This window comes from Paenibacillus gansuensis, from assembly GCF_042684925.1.
Taxonomy (GTDB): domain Bacteria; phylum Bacillota; class Bacilli; order Paenibacillales; family DY6; genus Paenibacillus_N; species Paenibacillus_N gansuensis.
Genome location: NZ_JBHUME010000007.1, coordinates 166,567 through 189,515 on the forward strand (window position 1 = coordinate 166,567; position 22,949 = coordinate 189,515).

A 22,949-nucleotide genomic window follows, 5' to 3' on the forward strand; every position below is an offset into this window, starting at 1 on the left:
CCTGAGATACAGCAGACCATTCGAAAGCGAGGGTGAAATCTTTGAGCAGAAAGGTAACCGGCACGATTGCTTCGAACGGCTGGTGGTACATCTTTCCCGGCCTGTTGTTTCACGTTATCGCCGTGACGATTCCGGCAGTCATGTCTTTATATTTGCCGTTCACCGACTGGAACGGGCTAAACGTTCCGAAGTTTATTGGACTTGCAAATTTTATGGAAGCAGTTCAGGACCGCATCGTCGGCATGGCGCTGATCAACAACCTGAAGTGGATGTTGTTCTGCATTACGATTCCTTTCCTTTTTGCATTCGGTATTGCCCACCTGTTAACGAAAGTAAAGAAAGGGCAGGTCACCTATCAGGCCGTCTTTTTTTCCACCTCCATCATTACGGTCACCGTTGCCGGCCAAATCTGGTTTTGGCTGTACAATCCATTTAGCGGAATTAACTTTTATATGGAAAAAGCAGGCCTTGATTTTCTGGCCTGGCCAGGGTTGACTATTCCTTCCTTCGCCCTCGTTTCCATTCTGATCGCCGATATGTGGAAGGGATTCGGCGGAAACGTGATTTGGCTGCTTGCCGCAATGACACAGTTGGATAAATCGCTGGAGGAATCCGCCAAGCTGGATGGAGCGGGACGGTGGCAAATAATGTGGAACATTATTCTCCCGCAGCTTCGGCCAACGATCGTCATTTTATCGTTCTTAACGGTCATCGGCTCGTTCAGCGCTTTCGATATGGTATACGTTATGACGGGCGGAGGGCCCGCGCATTCCACTGAAACTCTTTCTACCTATTACTATTCATTAAGCACCGCCGGACGGAGGGCAGGGTACGCTTCCGCCATCGCCTTGTTCCAGATGGTGATCTCCTTCCTGTTGATCATTGTTTATGTGGTGCTAAGAAAGAAGAAAGGGTGGGATGTGTAATGCGACTCCGGTTCAATTGGCGCCATATCCCCTTGCTTGCCGTTGCGGTATTTGCTTTGTTTCCTTTGCTGCTGCTGTTTATGAACTCTTTTAAAGCAAAGTCCGACATTATTAAAAATCCGTTAGGCATCCCGAAGCATTGGACGCTTGAAAACTATTTCAATGCCTGGGAACAGGGGAATTACAGCGTGGCATATGTTAACACCATTGTCATTACCGGTTTCACGGTACTGCTGGTTTGCGCGCTGTCTGCTTTAGCCGCCTACGGTCTCACACATCTTAGGACACGCGGTTCGGCGGCGTTTATCGCGTATCTGTTTATTTCCATGAGCATGCCGATCGGTTTTATTCCTATCTTCTTCATGATGGTTCGCCTTAATTTGATCAACACATGGTGGGGAGTAATCATTCCTTATGTCGGCGGAGGTTTTGCTTTTAACGTATTTTTAATGAGGGCCTTTATGCTGGGCATTCAGAAAGAACTGCTGGAATCCGCCAGAGTCGACGGCTGCGGCAGCTTTCGCGCCTTTATCGGCATTGTAGTGCCGCTTTGCAAACCGGTCTTTACGGTGGCTGCGATTTTTTCGGCTTTGGGGACGTGGAACGAAATCTTTTTGTCGAACGCCATTTTGCAGGTGGAAGAGGTTCGCACCGTATCGGTGTCGTATTTAAATTTTACCAGCAAATACGGTACGAATTGGGGGCTAATGGCCGCCGGCGGCGTGATTACGGTCATCCCGATGGTCATCTTGTTTCTGATCATGACGCGGAAGTTCGTAACGGGGATGCAGGAAGGCAGTGTCAAATTTTAAACGAGAGGCGGTACTATGATGAAATCTACGTATTTAGGGGCCCGATTCACAGGGAATAAGATCATTGCCATGAATGAGATGCCGATCCCTGTGCCCGGGCCGGGGCAATTGCTCATCAAAGTGAAAGCGAATGCACTTTGCGGGTCGGAACGCGGTCAATATATGTACGGCTCTGCGGTCACGCCAGGGCATGAAGCGGCCGGCATCGTAGCTGATGCGGGAGCGGGAACGGCCGTGAAACCGGGAACGCCTGGCGTCGTCTATTTGATGGATTTCTGCGGCAGCTGCCGAAGCTGCAAATTGGGCTTTACAAACCAATGTCTTAATAAAAGAGGAGATATGGGGTTTAACCGCAACGGGGGGTACGGGCAGTATATGCTCGTGAGCGAGAACATTTTTTATACGGTTGATGAGGGCCTGGATTTAACGGAAGCGACGCTTCTGCTCGATATTATGGGCACGGGAGGCCATGCGCTGGAGAGGGGGCTGCTGGTCCATCCCGATATCCAAAGTGTTGCGATTGCGGGAGCTGGACCGATAGGTCTTGGAGTGCTTGTCATGGCTAAGCTGTTATTGGGCGAAAAAGTGCCGGTTGTCATTTCCGATACAGTTCCTTATCGGCTGGAGCTTGCGCGGAAGCTTGGCGGAATCCCAATCGATGCTCTAAAGGAAACATTAAAAGATGGACTGGAAAAGATCGGTCTGGCGGGAGCCGATCTGGCTGCGGATACGAGCGGGAAAACCATTGCACGTAAAAGCTGTCTTGAGGCGCTGGATAAAAGGGGAGTGCTCGTTTGCGTCGGTCATGGAGAAGGGTTGGGGATCGATGTTTCGAAGGAGCTCATCGAGCCTGAACGAAGCGTTCTTGGAAGCGAGTATTTCCGATACGGCGAACTAAACCGCAATATGAGACTGCTGCTTCAGAACCGCGAATACATCACCCGGATCATTACTCATCGGTTTCCTTTGGAGAATATCCAGGAAGCGTTCGAATTGTTCTTCGCCGGCAGCACGGGCAAAGTGGTGATCGAACAATGAGCGGCGAAAAGGTGAAGGTGGCCATCATCGGTGCCGGAGGGTGGGGGGCGCAGCACGCACGTATAGCTGCCGGCCGCCCGGACGTAGACTTGTGTGCGATTACCGGCCGTACGCCGGCGAAAACCCGTGAAAGAGCGGAGCAGTACGGTACCAGATTTTATACGGAAGTAAAAGAAATGTTGAGAAACGAAAAGCCTGATTTAGTACATATTTGTCTGCCGAACCAACAGCATTATGAGACGACGCTGGAGGTCATTCGCCACGGGGTTCCCCTGTTTGTCGAGAAGCCTCTGGTGTTTGAATTGCAACAAGGGCAGCATTTGCTTGAGGAGGCTGAGCGGCGAAATCTGTTCTTTGCCATCAACTTTAATCACAGATACGCTAAACCGGTTCAACTTGCCCGGGAAGCGGCCGCCGCAGGGAAGTTAGGCGAAATTGTATTTGTTTCCTGGCGGTTCGGAGGCGAAGGAAGCAGCGATCATCCGCACGCTAACTTAATTGAGACGCAGTGCCACGGTTTTGACTTGCTGGAGCACCTATGCGGACCGATCCGGAGTGTTATGGCTGAGATGACAGACATGACCGGAAAGGGCTACAGCACTTTGGCCGTATCACTGCGTTTCGCGAACGGCGCCGTGGGCAGCTTACTGGGAACATACGATTCCTCTTACTCATACCCAGGAACACATTTCATGGAAATCAATGGCACTGCGGGGCGGGTAACCATAGAAGATACGGTCAAGAAATACACGTACCATCCGGCCGGCAGCGAAATAGGCGAGATATGGAAAGCAGGGTACTTTAACGATTGGGACCGCGAGTTTCACCGGACGTTCGATAGCTGCTACGGCGAACTTATTGAAGCGTTCAAGAAAGGAGAACCGCCGCCGATCCACGCTTCCTCCGGATTTCGGGCGCTGGAAATCGCACATGCGGTCATTGCCTCCTTTCATTCGGGAAGCCGTGTCTTCGTATAGTGTACCACTGCGGGTGACTATAGCTCCGTAAATCATGAAAGGCAGCCATCATCATGTTCGGCTGCCTTTACCATGTATTGTAAGCTGTTCAAAAACATCGACTTGCTTCCGGATTTAAATGTTGTAACCCAGCCTGGCTGAGATTTCAGCGGAAGCTGCCCTTACCATTTCGCCTATTTCCGGAATACGGTCATCGGTCAAACGCCATTTTGGACAGGAGACGCTAAAGGATGCGATGGGCTCCTTCAGGTGATTTAATATAGGCGCAGCCACACAGCGAACTTCCGGTTCATGTTCGCAATTATCAATAGCATACCCTCTTATCCTGATCTTTTCCAAATCCTCAATCAATGCGCCTCTTGAAACCAGGGTATGAGGTGTATACGCAGTCAGGCCTTCAGCAATAACAGCATCGACCAGTGAGACCGGGGAATAGGCCAGTATGGCCTTTCCGACACCAGTACAATACATGGGATTACGCAACCCGATTTCCGAGTGCATACGGACGGTTTTGGAGGATTCTACTTTATCGATGTATACCACCCGTAATCCGTCTCTGATCACCAAATGAATCGTTTCGCCGACACGATCCGCAATTTTTCGCAGATAGGGAGCTACGGTGTCCCGAATGGACATCGGTTTAAGAGCAAGGGTTGAAAGACGCAAAGAATAGATACCGATCCGATATAGGCCTGACTTACTATCCTGTTCGACAAGACTGTACTGTTGGAAGGCAGCTAAGTGTTTACATACACTGCTCGGGCTCTCTCCGGAATTCAGCGAGATTTGGCTTACGGAGGCCCCTTCCGGATTGTCGTCACAAAGATCTGCCAAGGATTGAAGGACATGAAGCGCCTTAAGAACAGTGGAAGAAGCGACTTTATCAGCCGAAGGTTTGGGTTGGGCGTAACGGGGCATATCATTCACCTTCCTAAAAGAAACTTAATTTCTTATATTGCCATGTTAATCTGCATAACATTTGGATTTGGATGTAGAATTTCATGACATTCTACCATAATATTATCGCTGCTTATGGATACGGTCAATCGAAATTTAGGAAATTAAGTTTCAAATATAGAAATGAATTGGCTATTTCAAACTTTTTTAAGGTTGTTACAGTCAACTCAATAGACTTCTCGACTAAATTAGAAACAATATTTCTAGTATTACGTTACTCTCTAAAGGCTTTTTTAATGAATTCTGGATTCGTCAATTTAGTGATTTGGGTGGATTTACAATAATAATCGGCGGTTTTTGAGGTTTTATGACATAAAATAAAATGATTGACAACTAAAATGGAGGTGAATTAAACTGTAAAAAAATCAACATTTTAAGAAGTTCAATTTCTAATATAGAAATATGAAAGGCGGTTAAAGCATGATTATTTCTGATGTTGAAACTTTTATTGTGGGGAACCCTTGGAAAAACTGGGTTTTTGTAAGATTACATACCAAAGAGGGCGTCTATGGAATCGGTGAAGGAACGTTAAACGGATTTGCGAAGACTGTAGAGGCAGCTGTACATGAACTAAAGCATTTATATATAGGAATGAGCGTTTTTGACGTAGAAACGATTGCTTTGAAAATGACCCGGGATGTATATTCCGACGGCGGACAGATCCAGGGATCAGCTCTGGCTGCTATTGAAACCGCTTGCTGGGATATTATCGGGAAAGCAACCGGGCAGCCTTTATATAAACTTATCGGGGGCAAATGCCACGACAAACTGCGATGTTACGCAAACGGCTGGTACCGCGGGCCAAGAACCCCGGAGAACTTCTATGAGAAAGCGAAAATCGTCGTGGATAAGGGCTACACCGCATTGAAGTTTGATCCGTTCGGTAACGCTTGGCGTACAGTCGAGAGGAAAGATTTTAAACTAGGGTTGGAAATTATATCTGCGGTTCGTGATGCGGTCGGGCCGGATGTTGACATTTTGATCGAGGGACATAACCGATTCAGCGTACATACCGCGCTTCAGTTTGCAGAAGCCATGATGCCATATGAGCCGACATGGTTCGAAGCTCCGGTTCCGCCGCAGAATATCTCGTCGATGGTGGAAGTCGCTAAGAGAAGTCCCGTGCCCGTCGCTTGCGGGGAAGATTACTACTGCAGAGAGCAATTCGCAGAACTGCTTAAGCATGATGCCGTACATATCATTCAGCTCGAGCCGCAGTACTTGGGAATTTCGGCATCCAAGCAAATAGCCGGTATGGTTCACGCGCACAACGGCGTCATAGCGCCGCACAGCGCACAGGGGCCGATTTGCTCCGTAGTTTGCGCACACTTAAATATGGCGACTCCGAACTTTTATCTGCATGAAATTTTCGATGAATTTAACGAACCTTGGGAAGAAAATGTATTGCAGCCGCCTTTAAAGGTGAACCGCGGATATATACAGCCTCCTGATTTGCCTGGTTTGGGAGTTGATTTAAATTTAGAAGAAATAGCGAAGCATCCTTACCATCCAGGGCATTATCTTCCTTTATTCAAACAAGGCTGGGAGAAACGGCTGCGGTTGGATAACTAATTAGATGTGATTGAGGAGGTGTTCCATGAAAGCATTAGTTTATGAAGGACCGAAGGAATTGAACATACGCGAAGAAGCAAATCCCACACCTCAAAAGGATGAAGTTTTAGTCCGGGTTGCGCGCGCCGGGATTTGCGGATCGGAATTAAGTGGATATTTGGGTCACAATTCTTTGCGTAAACCTCCTCTTATAATGGGTCATGAATTTGCTGGAACAATTGAGCAGGTTGGTATGGAAGTGAAGAACTTCAAAATCGGCGATCGGGTTACAGCCAACCCGCTGATTACCTGCGGCCGCTGCCGGGACTGCATGACCGGAGCCTCACAGAGATGTGCCGAGCGCAAGCTGCTCGGCGCGCATCTGCCGGGAGCTTTTGCGGATTATGTGGTTGTTCCGGAAAGAAACCTCTATTTGCTTGATGATCATGTGACGTTTGAGGACGGAGCCTTCACGGAACCATTTGCCTGCGCGGTTCATATTTGCAGTCAGCTTGGGATACTTCCTAATGATCGTCTCCTTATCATGGGGGCAGGTCCGATCGGGCTTTTCACTCTTCAGGCCGCTCAGATCTTCGGACTGCAGGATATAACGGTCATCGATATCAATGAAGAGCGTCTGGAAATCGCTAAAGCGTTAAATGCCCGGGCGATGACCAGTTTGGATGCGGCTGGCAAGGAATCCGGATCATTTAGTGCAGCCGTCGATGCAGTGGGTATGCAGGTTACCCGGACGAACTGCGTAAATGCCGTGAATAGCGGAGGAACGATTGTATTTACAGGTTTGCATGAAGATAACAGCCAATTGCCAATCAATTATATGATACGGAATGAAATCAAAACCGTCGGGGCTTTCGCTTACAGTCCGGCAGATTTTGAAACCGCTTTAGCTTGGATAAGCAAAGGCAAAGTCCAGTTAAGCCCATGGACCCGTGTGGCTCCGCTCGAGGAAGGCCGTGCTTGCTTTGAAACATTGATATCCAATCCCGGAAAAACAGCGAAAATATTGCTGGCCGTAGACTGACCAATCCAGGCAAAAGAGAGGTAAGACATGAAACTATTACAATTTGTGCAAAAGCACGACCCCGTATCAAAGGCAAGAATCGGTGCTTATTTGGATAATGAAACCGTGTGTGAGTTGACAGAGGAGCACTCAATGATCGATTTGATTACACGGTTAGAGCGCTCGGAAGAAAAGAGAAGCAGATTGGAAGCGAACATTCAAGAGAAGAGAACAATACATAATTTATCGGATATTCAACTGCTGCCGCCCTTGATGAATCCTGAAAAGATTATATGTATCGGCTTAAATTATCACGATCATGTGAAAGAGTCGAATATGCAAGTGCCTAAGGTACCGGTGCTTTTTCCTAAATACAACAACTGCCTGATCGGGCATACGGATACGGTTATCATACCGAGCGATGTTAAACAATGCGACTATGAAGTGGAACTGGCATTTATCATTGGTAAAACAGCCAAATTTGTAAACGTGGAAGAAGCCATGGATTATGTATTTGGCTATACCATTCTGAATGATGTAAGCGCCCGGGATATTCAGCTTTCCGAGCCGCAGTGGACAAGGGGAAAGGCGATCGATACATTTGCTCCAACGGGTCCATGGATCGTTACCGCAGATGAAATACCGGATCCCCACAACCTGGATATTTCCCTTGTTTTAAACGGTAAAACGATGCAAAAATCTAATACCGGTGAACTTATCTTTAATATCCCCTACATCATCTCCTTCCTGTCGCAGACGATGACGCTTCAACCAGGCGATATGATTATCACCGGAACCCCGCCCGGAGTCGGTATGGGTCAAAAACCGCAGGTGTGGCTGAAAGAGGGAGATGTTACGGAAGCTCATATCAGCGGAATCGGCGTATTAACCAATCACTATGTTTCCGAAAACAGATCACGTTAGGAAATGAGGGATCTTAAACATGACAAGCCTGGATTTATTTAAAATGGACGGCCGCGTGGCATTGATAACGGGAGGAACAGGCGGATTGGGCATGGTGATGGCTAAGTCTTTGGCGGAAGCCGGGGCTAAGGTCGTCATAACGAGCCGAAATCAAGAAAAGGCCGTTGCAGCAGCAGAAACGATTAGCCAAACCATAGGTTCGGATGCCCTGGGATTGGCGGCGGAGGTTACTGACGCAGAACAGGTCGAGGCTATGGTCCGTTCTACGGTTGAGGCTTTTGGGCGTGTCGATGTCTTGATCAATAACGCAGGAATCAATATACGTAAACCGATTGAGGAATATGACGAAGACAGCTGGGACCTGGTTCAAAATACGAATCTGAAAGCGCCGTTTCTCTGTTCACGGGCTGTAGCTAAGCTAATGAAAGAGCAGCGGTACGGAAGAATCATTAATATCTCTTCCATGTTAGGCGCAGTCGCATTGCCCGAAAGAAGCGCTTATTGTTCCAGCAAAGGCGGAGTAATTCAATTAACGAAAGTGCTGGCGCTTGAATTCGCCAAGCACAATGTTACGGTAAATGCTCTATGTCCGGGGCCGATCGCCACAGAGTTAAATACCGTTGTTATGAACAACCCTGAAGCAAACCGATTCTTTATCGATAACATTGCGATGGGCCGATGGGGGAGTCCGGAAGAAATTTCCGGCGCCATCCTGTTCTTAGCTTCAGACGCATCCAGCTTTATGACAGGTTCGACGCTGACCGTCGATGGAGGTTGGACTGCAAAATAAGTGCGAAAGGTAAAGGTGATCAAGAATGCGGGTTGGTCTTTCTGCTTTTGGCACCACATTTATGATGGGTCTTCATCCCCAGTCTAGCCGTCCCCCGATAACACCTGATCAATTCATAGATTATGCGGTGGAAGCGGGGCTAAGCGGAGTGGAAATGCCTCTTTCCCTTCTAAAAGGGGCTGATGTACCGGGAATTGCCAGACGTGCCCGCGAACAAAATTTATTCATCACCCTTGCAGCGGACGGCTATGACCCGAATCATCTTTCGGAAGTGTTTGACGTCGCCGTCAGTCTTGGCGCCGGCACAGTCCGTACGGTTGTCGGCGGTGCAAAATTCGGCGGTGACCGGCGGGAAATGGAAGGGAAATGGGATTCGTTCCTTCAGGCGGTTTTGACAGGGCTGGAAACAGCGGTAAGGATTGCGGAGAATAAAGGGATTACGCTTGCTTTGGAAAACCACCAGGATGTTGCCTCCGAGGAATTGATCTGGTTATGCGAAAAGATTGGATCGTCTCATTTCGGCATTACTTTGGATACCGGAAACCCCTTAGCCACAGCAGAGGAACCGGTGGATTTTGCAAAAAGGATCGCATCCTATGTGAAACATGTCCACTTGAAGGATTACTGGGTGTATTTGACGGAGGAAGGGTATAAGCTAGTCCGGTGTCCCATCGGCCAGGGTGTCGTTGATTTTCCTGCCTTGCTGCCGATTTTCAGCAGCCTTTCTTCCGAACTTACCATGTCGATAGAGATCGGTGCGCTGGAAGCACGGCATACCCGGGTATTGGCCGATGATTATTGGCGGGAATATCCCGCTCGCTCGGCTCAGCAGCTGGCCAAAGTTATGCGGTTTGTACAATCAAACGCGAAACCGCAGGGTGATTGGAAGACACCTTATGAAAACGGGGAATCCGTCCGGTCAATAACTCAGTATGAAAATGCCCAGCTGCTCACCAGCATAGCGTACGTTCATGGATTAATGCGGACTCTAAAGCAATCTGAGACGGAGGTGACATTGTGAACATTGACTTGAAAGGAAAAGTAGCCATTGTTACGGGTGCGGGAAAGGGAATCGGACGCCAAATTGCCCGTACTTTAGCGCATGAAGGCGTAATAACGGTAATAACGGATATTGATGAAGTTCTTCTAGCGGATGTGAATTATGAATTTTCCGAAAAGAAGCTTGCGGGAAGTCAATATGTTTGTGACGTGCGGGATTCTTCCCAGATTCAGGAGGTAGTTGAAGAAGTTCTGAATCGATATGGCAAAATTGACATTTTGGTCAATAATGCCGGTGTGGCCCATGGCGGACCGATTGATACGCTTGATGAGGAAATATGGGATTTGAATATGGACATTAATTTGAAAGGAACCTTTCTCATGTGCAAGGCCGTTGCGCCGGTGATGAAGAAGCAGGGTTCCGGACGAATCATTAATGCTGCTTCATTTGCGGCCATCGTACCCAGTTTTGGAAGCGCTGCCTATGCCTCTTCTAAAGCGGCGGTTCAGCAATTTACCAAAGTATTGGCGGGAGAATTGGGCCCGTGGAATGTTACAGTAAACTGTTATGCGCCTGGAATGATCCCTACGGATATGAATCATTTTGCAGATCTGCCCGAAGACCGTAAGGAGCGCCTGCTTGACACATTAACCCTTAGGCAATGGGGGAAAAAGGAGGATATCGCCCACTTGATTTGTTTCCTTTCTTCCGATTTCGCCGGTTATATAACCGGAACAATGATTGATATCAGCGGCGGCAAGCTGGCAACGCAAATCCCGAAAGCAGCTTATGAATTCGCCGCTAAGGAAGAAAGCCAAACCACATGAAGGAGGTGATCCGGGACATCATTTAGTTTCATATCCTTATCTTAGCGTTATAGAATGTGGCAAATTTAGGGGAGGTTAACCGGAAATGGCACTTAGAACATTCAATAAGTCCTTAACCATTGTAATGACTCTTTTACTGTTGCTTGTCACAGCTTGTTCGAACGGGAAAAATAACGGTGCAGCAAATGGAGGAAATGAAAAATCGGAACCGGCTTCCAACCAAGGCACTGTAGAACAGAAAGAAGAACCCAAGCCGGTAACGCTCCGCATTATGTGGGGGGGCTCCCAAGAACGGCACGATAATACGCTAAAGGTGTTGGAACTGTACTCCCAGAAATTCCCTCATGTAAAATTTCAACCGGAATATGCCGCAGTAGCAGGATACTTCGATAAATTAGTAACGCTTTCAGCTGCGAAGAACCTGCCGGATATTGTACATATGGATATGGCTATCATGGAGCAATATGTCAAACGGGGTCAATTAATGGATGTAACCGACGTTGATCTAAGCGGACTGGTGGATGAGAAAATTCTTGAATCCATTAAATTCGACGGAAAGATGTTCGGCATACCAACCAGCTTAAACGGCAGCGGCTATATTTACAACAAAGCCGATGTGGAAGCAAACGGTTTGACGCCGCCTCATAAAGACTGGACCTGGGATGAATACTTCCAGTTCGCCGAGGAAGTGCGTAAAAAGCTCCCTAAAGACAGATATGGCATCCAGGACCAGTCAAGAGCATGGTTCTACTATCAAACTTATCAGATGGCCAAAGGAAAAGGCCCGGTCTTCACACCCGACGGCAAGGTGTTCATCGATAAAGACTTATGGATGGAATTTCAGCAAAGACACGAACGATACCGTAAAGAGGGAATCGTTCCTCCCGCGGAAAAAACAGTTAGCTTTAAAGAGGGAGATCCGCAATTGGATCCGATCGCATCCGGAGCCGTACTAGTGACTCCAGCTACTGTCGCTTCAGCCGGTGTTGTGGAAAATTTAATGCCGGGTAAAATCGGCGTTGTCAATGACCCGACGGATGCGGAAGGTGGAGGTTGGTCGCAGCCGACGCTGTTCTGGAGTGTTGCCGAGAACTCTAAAAACAAGGAAGAGGCCCTCAAGTTCGCGAAATGGTTTCTTGAAGATCCGGAAGCAGGTAAAATCATGAAAACGGCGCGCGGGATTCCGTTGAATGAAGAAGCTTGGAAAGCGATTGAATCTGAATTGCTGCCCGGTCAACTGTTAGGCAAAGAAATGCTGGAAATGGGAAGGGAAAAGGGCCAGAAATTCTACCCTGCACCTGCAGGCGGGGAGGATTTTGATCAAATCTATCTAACGGAAATGGAATCGGTCATGTTCAACAAGCAGACGATAGAACAGGCATTTGAAAAAATAATGGCTGCTGCGAAAGAGGCGGAAGGCAAAATGGCTGCCGTAAAATAGCAGAGTTTGTTAGAAAAAAATTAAATACGAATCATAAACTAAGGAGCTAGGTTCGCAAGAACCTAGCCCTTACTAAATCGTATGGGTTGAATGAAAGTCTATCTACGTGGAAGAAGGTGATGGGATGAGTGAATTGATCGTTGCCGAGAAGGCCCCGGGGAAACCTGCATTTTCAAGACGGCTGTTCCGTCTGTTCAAAAGAAAAAAGGTATCGGATGAAAATAATGTAGCCGGATATTTGTTCATTTCACCGTGGTTGGCCGGATTCTTACTTTTAACTTTATGGCCCATATTACAATCTTTCTATCTCTCTTTTACAGACTACCCGCTTCTTAGGGAACCGGAGTGGATCGGTTTCAAGAATTATAGCCAATTTGCTAAAGATCCGCTTTTTTTGAAATCGCTTTCCGTAACCATTGCCTACGTGTTTTTTTCCGTACCGATTAAATTGTTTTTTTCACTTATGGTAGCGATCTTATTAAATCGGAACATAAGAGGCATTTCGTTTTACCGCACGATGGTATACATTCCGTCATTAATCGGAGGCAGCGTTGCGGTGTCCGTGCTCTGGAAGAATATGTTCGGTTTGGACGGCTATATCAACAATTTCTTAAGTTGGTTCGGGATTACAGGTATCGGATGGATATCTAATCCGCAAACCGCGCTTGGAACATTGATACTTTTAAGCACTTGGCAATTCGGATCCACTATGATTATCTTTTTGGCGGGACTTAAGCAAATTCCAAAGGATTTATACGAATCCTCAGGCGTGGACGGAGCCTCAAAAGTCCGCCAGTTTTTTCATATCACCTTACCGATGCTGTCCCCCGTCATCTTTTTTAATTTGGTGCTCGGTATTATCGGTTCATTTCAAATGTTTAATTCAGCCTTTATCATTACGCAAGGCGGCCCGGCCAACTCCACTTATACGTATGCGCTGCTGCTCTATGACAAAGCCTTTAAGAACTTCGAAATGGGATATGCATCTGCATTAGCCTGGTTTTTGCTGTTTATTATCGCGATCTTATCCACCATGAATTTCTATGCTTCGAAATACTGGGTATTTTATGAATCTGAAGGGGGGAAGAGTAAATGACCCTCACGGAAAAACGGCTTGCAATTCGAAACCATACTATACTGCTTGCGCTCTCTTTTCTAATGATGTACCCGGTGTTTTGGTGGATTGGAGCTTCGCTCAAGAGCAACGCGGAGATGCCTCTTCCGACGATATGGCCGTCAGATCCGATGTGGCGCAATTTTTATGACGGCTGGACCTCGTTTCCGTCCTTCACCTTTACGAAGTTTTTTGCCAATACGCTATGGCTCGAGTTTTGGTGCGTTTTAGGGGCGGTCTTGACAACTCCTCTGGTTGCGTACGGATTTGCCCGAATCAATTTCAAATTGAAAGGATTGATGTTCTCCCTCCTGCTGATGACGATCATGCTTCCCGGACAGGTTACCATTGTGCCGCAATATATTATGTACAATAAGCTTGAAATGGTGAATTCCTTTATTCCGCTGATTTTGCCTCATTTTTTCGGCGGAGGGGCTTTCTTTGTGTTCCTCATGGTTCAGTTCATCCGGGGGATTCCGCGAGAGTTGGATGAGTCAGCCAAAATGGACGGATGTTCATCGTTCGGCATCTTTCTTAGAATTATTCTCCCTCTCACCAAACCGGCGCTTGTGACCGTCATTGTTTACACCTTTTTGTGGAGTTGGGATGACTTCTTCGGCCAATTGCTGTATCTAAGTTCCGCTGATAAATACACGGTTAGTGTAGCTCTAAGGGTTTTTATCGATTCCGAATATAAAGTGGAGTGGGGCCAGCTCTTGGCGGTTTCGCTCGTTTCCATCGTGCCGTCCATTTTAGTTTTCTTTGCGGCCCAAAAACATTTTGTTGAGGGAATCGCGACTACAGGAATTAAAGGGTAACATCCATCCATGCGGCTTATGTCTCCGAATAAACATGATAGGGGATCGTGACGATGAAGGAATCCTTTTTGAACTTTGAGCAAAAGGTTGTTGTCGTAACCGGCGGTTCCAAGGGGATCGGCCGCGCCATTTTGGAGCAGTTCCTGCGTTATGGTGCCAAGTGCGTTATGGCTGATGTAGACGAACAAGGCGAACAATTGGCGGATCAATTAGGTAAAGAGGGATATGAAGTTACATTCAGGCAATGTGATGTCTCGAAAGCGGAGCAAGTGAAAAAGTTAATTGAGACGGTTGAAGGTGACTTTGGCGGTGTGGACGTTCTAATCAACAATGCAGGCATTTTTCCAAGAGCAGATTTGCAAAATACGGACGAGGCTTTTTGGGAAAAGGTATTGGGCATTAATTTAAAGGGTACCTATCTGATGTGCCAGGCGGTGGTTCCGGGGATGATCCGCAGACAGGGCGGGAGCATCGTAAATATTGGGTCGCTTCATTCTACCATGGGCGAAGAGAGCACAATGGCTTACGCTGTTTCCAAAGGCGGGGTCGTTACGCTGACTCGAAATTTAGCCCGAGCATTGTCTAAGCATCGGATACGGGTGAATTGCATCCAACCCGGATGGGTGGCGTCCGAAGGGGAAGTGGCACGCTGGGAATCATCGGGGTTAGACAGCCGTTCCATTCAAGAGTACAGCAGCCGGATCCCGCTTGGCGGAATGCAAACAGGGCATGACATTGCCTGCGCTGCAGCATTTATGGCTTCCGATTTGGCTGGCCAAGTAACCGGGCAGATTTTAGCTGTAGACGGAGGGTTAAGTCTGCGATAATGCGTGACCAAGGCCGGTGCCCAGCACACGGTCTTTCTCATTCCGGAGAGAATCTTACTTATGGATAATGACAACTTACCTTTTGCCAATGTTTCGGACGCTGTTATGCTTTATGCTGAGCATGAGTAAAGTCTTTGGAAGGGAATGGGTGAGGCATGAGTCGTCTGAAATCTTTGCTGGAAGCGCATCCGGAGTGGATTCCTCCTCGTTCCGACGAGCATACGGTTATCGGTGTGCCGCATACGAGAGACCACCGCAAAACGTTCGCTGAACCGGGAGGCAGCTTCTCGCCGGGTGTCGGTACGTTTGGCGTTTCCGTCTGGCTGTACGATCACGGGGCGGATCGGTTTTATGCGCCGGAGCGCATGGATCGGGAAGAATTACACTGGAGATGGGAGCAAGGTTATCTCCCGATTCTGAACAGCGCTTGGGAAGCAAGCGGAATTTCTGTGGAGCAGGAGCTCTTTGCGGATCAATTGGGTACGCTGGAGAACATTGTGAACAGCCAGCGGGTAGTCTTGAAGAACAGGGGAGACCATGCAGCCTCCTTGACCGTATATGTGACCGTCCGGCCTTACGGTCCGGCGGGCGGCTTGATCCAGAGGCTGGAACTGGGACCGGCGGAATGCCATGTCAACGGCAGGCTGGTTATGCTGGCGGGCGCTCCAGCCGAGAGCTTTGGGACTGTAAGTTATGGGGAGCATGGAGAAGACATTAGCGCATATCTGCAGAAAGGCGGCCTTCCGGTACAAAGCAAGGCCAACGATGAGAAGGCCGCTAGACCCGGCTGCTGCAGCGGGGCACTGGCTTATGCGGTCAAGCTTGATCCCGGAGAGCAGCAGTCCTTTGATTTTGACTGGTATGTACATCCTTTGGAAGAACATTACGAAGATGCTTTCCGAACCTATCATGAAGGCGGGTATGAAACGAAGAAAGCGAAAGTGAGGAAAGAGTGGGAAACGCTCCTGCACGCAACTGCGCTTTCGGTACCCGATGAACGTTTCAAGAATGCTTATTATTCCACTTTGGCCCAGTTCCTTGTTGCTTCCGTAAACCATGAGCCGCGGATCGCAACCATTACTTATCCTTTGTTCTGGATTCGGGACGGTGTCTATATTATGAATGCACTGGATAAGGCGGGCCTTCATGAAGAAGCCAGGCTGCAGCTGGATAAACTCAAGGGCTTGTTGTTTGCCGGCGGATTCGGGGCGGAACCGGATGCGTTGGGGGGAACGATCTGGCCGTTCTGGACTCATTACCGGTTAACGGGAGACAGGGAGTGGCTTCGCGAAGTATACCCGGCTATTCAGGAACGGGCGGAGTGGATCATACGCTGCCGGCACAGCCAAACGTATATGTATCATGATGTGGAAATGAGAGTTCCGGACCAGCGGAACACAGCCCAAACCGATTTGATATGCGAACCGGCCAGGGATGGCCTGATCATCGGAAGGATGGATTGGCACAGGCCTTTATTGTGGATCAACGCGTTTTCCTTCTTAGGGCTTCGGGGGGCATCGGAAATGGCCGCTGTGCTTGGAATGGAAGAAGAGGCCGAACGGTACAGACTTGAGGCTTCAGATCTGAAAGTCTCCTTGGAAAGATACGCTAAGGACCATTTTGGAGGCAATGAAAGGGATACGGTCTGCGCTTTGTGGCCGACGGAAGCGTTGGACTCTTCCTCTGCCGATCTGTTGGAGTCCTATGAGTCGCGGTGGAACCAAGTGCGGCTACAAGGGAATGGGGAATATGCTCCCGAGCCGCTTTGGAAGTATTTCGAACTGGGTCAGGCCCATAACTATCTTTGGCTTGGAGACCGCGAGAAAGTGTGGACCAGTTTACATTATTACCTGGACCATCATGATGTAAAGGGACTGTTTGGATGGCTGGAGGATAATCACGATATCGCGGAATATTGGAGCCAAATCGAAGGCTGGTATCAGCTGCCTTCACGCCAACCCCACGGATGGGTTTCATCGGAGCTTTTCCTTCTGTTACGGGATATGCTGGCTTATGAACAAGGGGATACCCTCATTATCGGAGAGGGGATACCGGCGGAGTGGCTAAAGATGGGAAGCGCTGTTCATATCAGCCGGTTTGCAACCTTTTTCGGACCGGTGGACTTGTCCCTGGAAGTTAAGGAAGGCGGCAGGCTGATCCTTGAGCTGTCTTTTCATAGAACGGACCGGTTACCGGAGCTTGTCGACCTGCGGCTGCCTTGGCCCGAGGGAGAGCTGTATACGAACATGGGGACCAAGCAAGCCGAGCGTGTATGGTTTGGGAGAACATATTATGAGAACAAAGGCGTGTTCACCCTGCAGGTGGAAATGCCAGAGGAGGAGATGTAACTATGTTAATCCCGTTCCAGGAATTAAGAAAAACCTGTGCAGCACGGATTCGGATGCTGCATACCCAAGGTCATGATGTAACGGGGCTTGAGGAGAATCTTGCGGCTGTTCCGGACAGCTACGATGCTCTTCTCGCCTACGGCAAGTCGATCATTGATGTGCCTATGCGCCCGGATTTCCCTTATCATGAGCCGAATGATCTGGGAGGAATCAGGTTGGAAAGGCCGGCCATAAGGCAGGATGTCATTCCTGGCTTCATAAATGAAATGGAGCTTCGGGATAAAATATACGGCGGTGTCTACGGCAGAATGCTGGGATGCATTCTAGGCAAGCCATTTGAGATGAATATGACCTTGGCGGACATCCGCGGCTATCTGGAGGGCACGGGAGACTGGCCTCTTTCGGATTTCGCGCCTGCTTACAGCCCAACGCAAAAAGAGCCGCTACGCCGAGACTGTATGGAGAGTACAAGAGGCCATGTAACCCATGTACAAGCTGATGACGATCTGAACTATCTTGTGCTGGGACTCAAAGTGCTGGAGCAGTTCGGTCCTGGGTTCCGCACGCAGGACATGGCGTATCTTTGGAAGGAACATATTCCGTACGGGTGGAATTGGGGCCCGGAGCATACGCGGTACTGTTTGATGAGCGGCCTTTGGTGGGATCATAACAACCGGCTGCCGGAAGGCAAGGAATGGGATGATTTCGCAGCCCTCTTCAACGATGGGGAGGAATTGATTGGAGCTATGATCCGCGGCGACGCTTTCGGGCTGGTCAATCCGGGCCGTCCGGCCGCTGCCGCGGAAATGGCGTGGCGTGACGGCAGGCTGACCCATGCGAAAACCGGATTATATGCGGAGATGTGGGTAGCGGCGGCCCTTTCGGCAGCCTTCCATGAGCAGGATCCTGTGAAAGCGGTGCAGGCGGGCATTGCCCAAATCCCAGCAAACTCCCGGTATGCTGCTTGCATGACCGAAGCGCTGGACTGGGCTCTGCACGACAGAGACTGGTTGAAAACTTATGACCGGATCAATGCCAAATGGGGGTATCTCGGCTTCAACGGTACCTTTAACGAAAGTGCGACCGTAGTCAATTCTTTGGTGAACGGGGTGGATTCCCGGGGCCATGTGGATTTTGAATCGATCATCTGCAGGCAGGTCATGCAAGGATGGGACTGCGACAGTGCAGGCGCTACCGCAGGATGTTTGGCAGGGGTCATGGCCGGCTTCCGGAATATTCCGGACATATGGCTCTCTCCTATCCGCGATACGTTCCATACGACGGTGGCAGGGGAAAGGAAAACCAGGATCAGCGCGCTTTCCGAGCGCATGTATCAGATGAGCCGCATTGTAAGGGCGGCGGTACCTGCGGAAGCTTCGGAACCCGAGCTGCAGGCACAGGGAGATTCCAACAATTTTACGATTAAGGTGTAAGTGTCTTGCCATTATTCACGGTTAGGAGCGTCCGGATATGTTGAATATCCGGAAAGCTCCTTATAATTTGCTATCACTATAGTGTATGTAATGTTATCGCCCACAACGGCCGAAGAGACGCTTGCGCTTTTGACGGCTCTGACGCTGGGCAGCCTTACAGGCAAAGTCACAGTGTTCGATGCTGCGGTACTTGAGAAAGTCCTTCCGTCAGGAGGCTGGTACGTATAAGCAGCCGTTGCCGAATTTACCAGCTGAGGGGGCGACGGAAGCGAATTGATCAGCACGCTGAAAGTTACGGTTGAAGTTCCGCCCGCTGCAAATAAGCCCAAGTTTACTCCTGCAGCAGGATTGGCCCCCGCTACTGGTGTGCCGTTAACTCGGAAACTCCCCGCTGCATATGACGTTCCGGCCGGGATATTATCCGTCAGCGTAACGGAAGCTCCGAAACTCCCCGTGTTGGCAAGCCGCAGCGTATACGTAACCGTGCTTCCTACCGAACCGTTGGTTGTACTGGCTGACTTCACAATGGACACGTTGGCGCGTACACGGGCAGGGTAACAGTATTGGAAGGGATCACACCCGAAATAATATCCCCGCCTGCAACACTTTGGAATGTGAACGCGGCATTCGCAGTATTGGCTAGCTGCGCAGGGCTGGGGGCACCGGTTACCAGTACTCTGTACGTTACTGCAGCGGAAGAACTTAGGGCTAGCGAACCAAGCGGGATGCCTGTCGTCACATCATAGGTGGAACGTTCCACGGGTTCGTTACAATCGGGTGAGCTTCTCCGCTGACAGTAATTTGCAGCCAAAAACGCTGTTAGGCGTTTTGCTTATAATCTGCTGTCAGTTCGGCCAGCCGCCGGTGCTTCTTATATTCGCTTCAGGGAATCGTCCCCCAAATTATACTTTGCACATTACAGTCTCCGGTACATGTCCCTGTACTTCCTCGGACGTTCCCCCGTGTGCCGGACGAACACCCGCACGAAAAAAGGAAACGAGCTGAAGCCTGACTCCTCCGCCACCCGACCGACCGGATGGTCGGTGTGAATCAGCAGCTGCTTGGCCTGTTCGATCCGGTAGCGGTTCACGTATTCAAGAGGGGTGCAGCCGTAAACTTCTTTCATGCAGCGCGCAATATAGTTCGGGTGAAAATGCAGTGCTTCGGCAAGCTCGGCATACGCTACATGCCGCCGGTACCTTTCCCGCAGATAGGAGGATGCGAGCTCCGCGACGGTATGCTGCGGCGTCAGCCGGCTTACCTGTTGTTCGTTTCCCAAATGCTGGAGCAGCTCCTGAAACAGCACCTGCTGCTTCCATTTGGATTCCGCGTTAGACCGACCGTTCAGGTGAAGCAGGCTTTTGATCAGATGGTAAGCCGCTTCCGGTTCACGAAGCCTGCTATGCCGCGGGACATAAATGAAGAAGGACTCCAGCTGCAGGTAGCTCTCCGGCATGGGAGTCGGGTCGGCTTGAGCTTCCGGGGAAGACACGGTTTCAAGCTCTGCGTGTAACACTATAGAGCGCTCCCCGTCTTCAGATGCCGGTGCTTCCTTTGGGGAAATTTCAGTCCAAGTCCCCAAAGTCTGCAGATGCAGCCAGTAAAAATGCGTTTCCTCCCGGCAAGGAGCCGCCGGGAAATGATAACGGTCGGGGCGCAGAAGGAGGCACTCGCCAGGTCCTGCGCTCCATCTTTCCTCTTCTTCTCCCATGAGCAGAGTACCTTTGGTTACGATGAGTAAGTCGAAAACGGAGATCCGCTGGCGGGCGGGATGCTGCCCGCCGGAAACATAGGTATCCTCACCTCCGATAATATAATGGGGCAGGGGCGGGGCGGTAAACCGGAAGATGGACATAATTGCTGCTCCTTTTGGATATAGGATAAAGTATCATTTTGATTAGTCAGGAATGTAGAATGGTGAACAAACTAAGCATTTGTATCCAATTATGAGGTTGTAATCGGATAAAAACAAGGTGATTTCCGTTATCGATTCCTTAAGGCTGCGGTGGTAGAGTTACTGGTATCACTTACATTTTTTGAAGGAGTGTTTCTCGATGGCGATCACTTACAATACAGGGAAAACCGGCCGCGGGCTGGTGCCTACCGCATTTGAAACCTTGCCCTTAGGGGCGATTAAGCCTGCAGGCTGGCTCAAGGACCAGCTCCGCATTCAGGCGGACGGCCTATCCGGTCATTTGGATGAACATTGGGAGGATGTCGGCCCCCGGAACGGCTGGATCGGCGGAGACGGGGAGAGCTGGGAGCGCGGTCCTTACTATATTGACGGTCTGCTGCCGCTTGCGTATTTGCTCGAGGATGAGCATTTGATACAGAAGTCGACCCGCTGGGTGGAATGGAGCTTGAACAGCCAGCAGGAGAACGGCCTGTTCGGTCCGGTCAACCTCAACACGATTAATGTGGAAATTACGAAAGACCAGGACTGGTGGCACTACATGATCATGCTGAAGGTGATGATCCAGCACCAGGAAGCTACAGGGGATGAGCGGGTGATCCCATTCATGACAAAGTTTTTCCGTTATGTACACGGCGCGATTGAACAGGAACCGCTGGTCGAGTGGGCCGAAGCGCGCGGAGCGGAAATGCTGCTTTGTATTTTCTGGTTGCATAAGCGCACGGGTGAGGACTTTTTGCTGGAGCTTGCGGATATCGTGGCGAAGCAGACGACGGATTGGACAGGGGTGTTTGCGGAGTTTCCGTTCTGGAACAAAGTGGAGCATTGGGACCACCGGACGCATGTGGTCAATGTGGCGATGGGGATCAAAACCCCGGGCACACTTTATGAATTGACGGGTGACGAGCAGCAGCGCGAAGCCGTATACAATGGAATCGAAAAGCTGATGACCTATCATGGGCAGGCTCATGGGATGTTCTCCGGCGACGAGTGGCTGTCCGGCACGAACCCGAGCCAGGGGGTGGAGCTGTGCGCGGTGGTAGAGTACATGTTCAGCATGGAGCAGCTCATCAAAACGTTCGGGGACGGGTATTTCGGGGACATTTTGGAAAAAACGGCGTTTAACGCACTGCCGGCGCCGATCTCTACAGACTGGACGTCGCACCAGTACGATCAGCAGGTAAACCAGGTTGTATGTAACATTGCCAGACGGAATTGGTCCAATAATGAGGAGGCCAACCTGTTCGGGCTGGAGCCGAATTTCGGCTGCTGTACCTCCAACATGCATCAGGGTTGGCCGAAATTCGCCGCCCACTTGTGGATGGCGGACGGCAGAGGTCTCGCGGCGGCGGCTTATGCGCCGTGCGAGGTGAACGCGCGGGTCGGCGTAAGCGGGACCCGCGCCAAGCTGACTGTCCGCACGGAGTATCCGTTCCGCGAGCTCATTGAGATCGCGGTAGGGCTGGAACGTGCGGACACGTTCCCGATCTCGCTGCGCGTGCCCGGCTGGGCCCGCGGGGCGGAGATCGCGGTCAACGGCGAGCGCGTGGAGGCGCAGGCCGTGAAGGGGTTTGTGCGCGTCGAGCGCGAATGGCGGGACGGGGACCGGATCGTCCTGACGCTGCCGATGGAGGCGCGCACGGTTGCCCGCGGCAACGGGGCGGCCAGCGTGGAGCGGGGACCGCTGGTCTACGTTCTGCCGATCGGCGAGAACTGGATCCTGCTGGAGGAGCGGGAGAAGTTCCACGATTGGGAAGTGTACCCGGCGTCCCAATGGCGGTACGGACTGCTGGAAGGCGCTGACTTCGAGGTGGAGACGGCACCGCTTCCGCATCAGCCGTTCGCAGCCGCACAGTCGCCTGTCGTGCTGAAGACGCGCGGCCGGCTGGTCCGGAACTGGCGCATGAAAGGCGAGAGCGCGGACATGCCGCCGCTTAATCCGCGCCCGTCCGGCCCGGAGGTGGAGCTGCGCCTTGTGCCTTACGGCAGCGCCAAACTCCGCATCGGCGAATTCCCCGTCATCCGGAAACGCCAGAGCGTTACTAACGCGCATTAAGTATGATTATTTTGTCAGGGGAGCCCCTCGCGGCTCCCTTTTTTGTGTTTCCGAAGGATGTTGGCTGCAGCGAAAGGGAAAGCGCTACCAATTGTAGCTTTGGCGCATGGGGAGCGAACTGTGAAGGCGACAAAAAAGTATTCAAAAGTAAAAATATCATTCTAGGTTACCGATTTC

20 protein-coding genes are annotated in these 22,949 nt (G+C 50.2%); 17 read left to right on the forward strand and 3 right to left on the reverse strand.

The features are described 5' to 3' along the window. The first annotated feature begins 41 nt into the window (after positions 1–41). The 4 genes from ACFSUF_RS08485 to ACFSUF_RS08500 are packed head-to-tail and all read left to right on the forward strand — an operon-like array spanning position 42 to position 3,753. Positions 42–926, forward strand: a complete 885-nt coding sequence (locus ACFSUF_RS08485) for a carbohydrate ABC transporter permease (protein ID WP_377602042.1) — start codon at positions 42–44, stop codon at positions 924–926. Beyond that, positions 926–1,738 carry a carbohydrate ABC transporter permease gene (locus ACFSUF_RS08490; protein WP_377602044.1) on the forward strand — a complete coding sequence of 271 codons (813 nt, stop codon included), beginning with the start codon at positions 926–928 and terminating at the stop codon, positions 1,736–1,738. Before ACFSUF_RS08485 ends, ACFSUF_RS08490 begins: the two co-directional genes overlap by 1 nt. Positions 1,739–1,753: 15 nt before the next feature. Continuing rightward, the gene (locus ACFSUF_RS08495; RefSeq protein WP_377602046.1) at positions 1,754–2,776 is read left to right on the forward strand and encodes an alcohol dehydrogenase catalytic domain-containing protein; all 1,023 of its coding nucleotides are present in this window, start codon (positions 1,754–1,756) and stop codon (positions 2,774–2,776) included. Beyond that, positions 2,773–3,753 carry a Gfo/Idh/MocA family protein gene (locus tag ACFSUF_RS08500; protein ID WP_377602047.1) on the forward strand — a complete coding sequence of 327 codons (981 nt, stop codon included), beginning with the start codon at positions 2,773–2,775 and terminating at the stop codon, positions 3,751–3,753. Before ACFSUF_RS08495 ends, ACFSUF_RS08500 begins: the two co-directional genes overlap by 4 nt. Positions 3,754–3,867: 114 nt before the next feature. Here ACFSUF_RS08500 and ACFSUF_RS08505 read toward each other — a convergent pair whose 3' ends face one another. Continuing rightward, positions 3,868–4,671: an IclR family transcriptional regulator gene (locus ACFSUF_RS08505; RefSeq protein ID WP_377602049.1), complete on the reverse strand. Its 804-nt coding sequence runs from the start codon at positions 4,669–4,671 to the stop codon at positions 3,868–3,870. 459 nt (positions 4,672–5,130) lie between these two features. On the opposite strand from ACFSUF_RS08505, the gene ACFSUF_RS08510 reads away from it, so the two are divergent. The 12 genes from ACFSUF_RS08510 to ACFSUF_RS08565 all read left to right on the forward strand — a co-directional run bounded on the left by ACFSUF_RS08510 (position 5,131) and on the right by ACFSUF_RS08565 (position 18,804). After that, entirely contained in the window at positions 5,131–6,282 is a 1,152-nt protein-coding gene (locus ACFSUF_RS08510) for a mandelate racemase/muconate lactonizing enzyme family protein (protein WP_377602051.1), read from the forward strand. A gap of 25 nt (positions 6,283–6,307) precedes the next feature. After that, on the forward strand, positions 6,308–7,303 hold the full coding sequence (locus ACFSUF_RS08515) for a zinc-dependent alcohol dehydrogenase (RefSeq protein WP_377602053.1): 996 nt from the start codon (positions 6,308–6,310) through the stop codon (positions 7,301–7,303). 27 nt (positions 7,304–7,330) lie between these two features. Continuing rightward, positions 7,331–8,206: a fumarylacetoacetate hydrolase family protein gene (locus tag ACFSUF_RS08520; RefSeq protein ID WP_377602055.1), complete on the forward strand. Its 876-nt coding sequence runs from the start codon at positions 7,331–7,333 to the stop codon at positions 8,204–8,206. A 19-nt stretch (positions 8,207–8,225) separates the two neighbouring features. Further along, a complete protein-coding gene (locus ACFSUF_RS08525) occupies positions 8,226–8,996 on the forward strand; it encodes an SDR family NAD(P)-dependent oxidoreductase (protein WP_377602056.1) in 771 nt (256 codons plus the stop codon). A 25-nt stretch (positions 8,997–9,021) separates the two neighbouring features. Continuing rightward, positions 9,022–10,017 carry a sugar phosphate isomerase/epimerase family protein gene (locus ACFSUF_RS08530; RefSeq protein ID WP_377602058.1) on the forward strand — a complete coding sequence of 332 codons (996 nt, stop codon included), beginning with the start codon at positions 9,022–9,024 and terminating at the stop codon, positions 10,015–10,017. Beyond that, complete coding sequence (locus ACFSUF_RS08535; protein ID WP_377602060.1) at positions 10,014–10,823, forward strand: SDR family NAD(P)-dependent oxidoreductase; 810 nt, start codon at positions 10,014–10,016, stop codon at positions 10,821–10,823. Before ACFSUF_RS08530 ends, ACFSUF_RS08535 begins: the two co-directional genes overlap by 4 nt. Positions 10,824–10,908: 85 nt before the next feature. Continuing rightward, positions 10,909–12,264: an ABC transporter substrate-binding protein gene (locus ACFSUF_RS08540; RefSeq protein WP_377602063.1), complete on the forward strand. Its 1,356-nt coding sequence runs from the start codon at positions 10,909–10,911 to the stop codon at positions 12,262–12,264. A gap of 124 nt (positions 12,265–12,388) precedes the next feature. Then, positions 12,389–13,360: a carbohydrate ABC transporter permease gene (locus ACFSUF_RS08545; RefSeq protein WP_377602065.1), complete on the forward strand. Its 972-nt coding sequence runs from the start codon at positions 12,389–12,391 to the stop codon at positions 13,358–13,360. Further along, complete coding sequence (locus ACFSUF_RS08550; RefSeq protein ID WP_377602067.1) at positions 13,357–14,196, forward strand: carbohydrate ABC transporter permease; 840 nt, start codon at positions 13,357–13,359, stop codon at positions 14,194–14,196. Before ACFSUF_RS08545 ends, ACFSUF_RS08550 begins: the two co-directional genes overlap by 4 nt. A 53-nt stretch (positions 14,197–14,249) precedes the next feature. After that, the gene (locus tag ACFSUF_RS08555; protein ID WP_377602069.1) at positions 14,250–15,023 is read left to right on the forward strand and encodes an SDR family NAD(P)-dependent oxidoreductase; all 774 of its coding nucleotides are present in this window, start codon (positions 14,250–14,252) and stop codon (positions 15,021–15,023) included. Between the two features lie 155 nt (positions 15,024–15,178). Continuing rightward, complete coding sequence (locus tag ACFSUF_RS08560; protein ID WP_377602071.1) at positions 15,179–17,371, forward strand: hypothetical protein; 2,193 nt, start codon at positions 15,179–15,181, stop codon at positions 17,369–17,371. A gap of 2 nt (positions 17,372–17,373) precedes the next feature. Beyond that, entirely contained in the window at positions 17,374–18,804 is a 1,431-nt protein-coding gene (locus ACFSUF_RS08565; protein ID WP_377602073.1) for an ADP-ribosylglycohydrolase family protein, read from the forward strand. An 11-nt stretch (positions 18,805–18,815) separates the two neighbouring features. Here the strand turns inward: ACFSUF_RS08565 and ACFSUF_RS08570 are convergent, their stop codons facing one another. Further along, positions 18,816–19,328 carry a hypothetical protein gene (locus ACFSUF_RS08570; RefSeq protein WP_377602075.1) on the reverse strand — a complete coding sequence of 171 codons (513 nt, stop codon included), beginning with the start codon at positions 19,326–19,328 and terminating at the stop codon, positions 18,816–18,818. 392 nt (positions 19,329–19,720) lie between these two features. After that, positions 19,721–20,659, reverse strand: a complete 939-nt coding sequence (locus ACFSUF_RS08575; protein WP_377602077.1) for a helix-turn-helix transcriptional regulator — start codon at positions 20,657–20,659, stop codon at positions 19,721–19,723. Between the two features lie 199 nt (positions 20,660–20,858). Between ACFSUF_RS08575 and ACFSUF_RS08580 the strand changes: the two genes are divergently transcribed. Continuing rightward, positions 20,859–22,772: a beta-L-arabinofuranosidase domain-containing protein gene (locus ACFSUF_RS08580; protein ID WP_377602078.1), complete on the forward strand. Its 1,914-nt coding sequence runs from the start codon at positions 20,859–20,861 to the stop codon at positions 22,770–22,772. The last annotated feature ends 177 nt before the right edge of the window (positions 22,773–22,949 follow it).

Excerpts from the sequence above, each read along its gene's own strand:
- ACFSUF_RS08565 (WP_377602073.1), top strand. The coding sequence starts at position 17,374 with ATGTTAATCCCGTTCCAGGAATTAAGAAAAACCTGTGCAGCACGGATT.
- ACFSUF_RS08530 (WP_377602058.1), top strand. The coding sequence starts at position 9,022 with ATGCGGGTTGGTCTTTCTGCTTTTGGCACCACATTTATGATGGGTCTT.
- ACFSUF_RS08525 (WP_377602056.1), top strand. The coding sequence starts at position 8,226 with ATGACAAGCCTGGATTTATTTAAAATGGACGGCCGCGTGGCATTGATA.
- ACFSUF_RS08510 (WP_377602051.1), top strand. The coding sequence starts at position 5,131 with ATGATTATTTCTGATGTTGAAACTTTTATTGTGGGGAACCCTTGGAAA.
- ACFSUF_RS08545 (WP_377602065.1), top strand. The coding sequence starts at position 12,389 with ATGAGTGAATTGATCGTTGCCGAGAAGGCCCCGGGGAAACCTGCATTT.
- ACFSUF_RS08515 (WP_377602053.1), top strand. The coding sequence starts at position 6,308 with ATGAAAGCATTAGTTTATGAAGGACCGAAGGAATTGAACATACGCGAA.
- ACFSUF_RS08505 (WP_377602049.1), bottom strand. The coding sequence starts at position 4,671 with ATGCCCCGTTACGCCCAACCCAAACCTTCGGCTGATAAAGTCGCTTCT.
- ACFSUF_RS08500 (WP_377602047.1), top strand. The coding sequence starts at position 2,773 with ATGAGCGGCGAAAAGGTGAAGGTGGCCATCATCGGTGCCGGAGGGTGG.
- ACFSUF_RS08555 (WP_377602069.1), top strand. The coding sequence starts at position 14,250 with ATGAAGGAATCCTTTTTGAACTTTGAGCAAAAGGTTGTTGTCGTAACC.
- ACFSUF_RS08560 (WP_377602071.1), top strand. The coding sequence starts at position 15,179 with ATGAGTCGTCTGAAATCTTTGCTGGAAGCGCATCCGGAGTGGATTCCT.
- ACFSUF_RS08495 (WP_377602046.1), top strand. The coding sequence starts at position 1,754 with ATGATGAAATCTACGTATTTAGGGGCCCGATTCACAGGGAATAAGATC.
- ACFSUF_RS08540 (WP_377602063.1), top strand. The coding sequence starts at position 10,909 with ATGGCACTTAGAACATTCAATAAGTCCTTAACCATTGTAATGACTCTT.
- ACFSUF_RS08550 (WP_377602067.1), top strand. The coding sequence starts at position 13,357 with ATGACCCTCACGGAAAAACGGCTTGCAATTCGAAACCATACTATACTG.
- ACFSUF_RS08580 (WP_377602078.1), top strand. The coding sequence starts at position 20,859 with ATGGCGATCACTTACAATACAGGGAAAACCGGCCGCGGGCTGGTGCCT.
- ACFSUF_RS08575 (WP_377602077.1), bottom strand. The coding sequence starts at position 20,659 with ATGTCCATCTTCCGGTTTACCGCCCCGCCCCTGCCCCATTATATTATC.
- ACFSUF_RS08520 (WP_377602055.1), top strand. The coding sequence starts at position 7,331 with ATGAAACTATTACAATTTGTGCAAAAGCACGACCCCGTATCAAAGGCA.
- ACFSUF_RS08490 (WP_377602044.1), top strand. The coding sequence starts at position 926 with ATGCGACTCCGGTTCAATTGGCGCCATATCCCCTTGCTTGCCGTTGCG.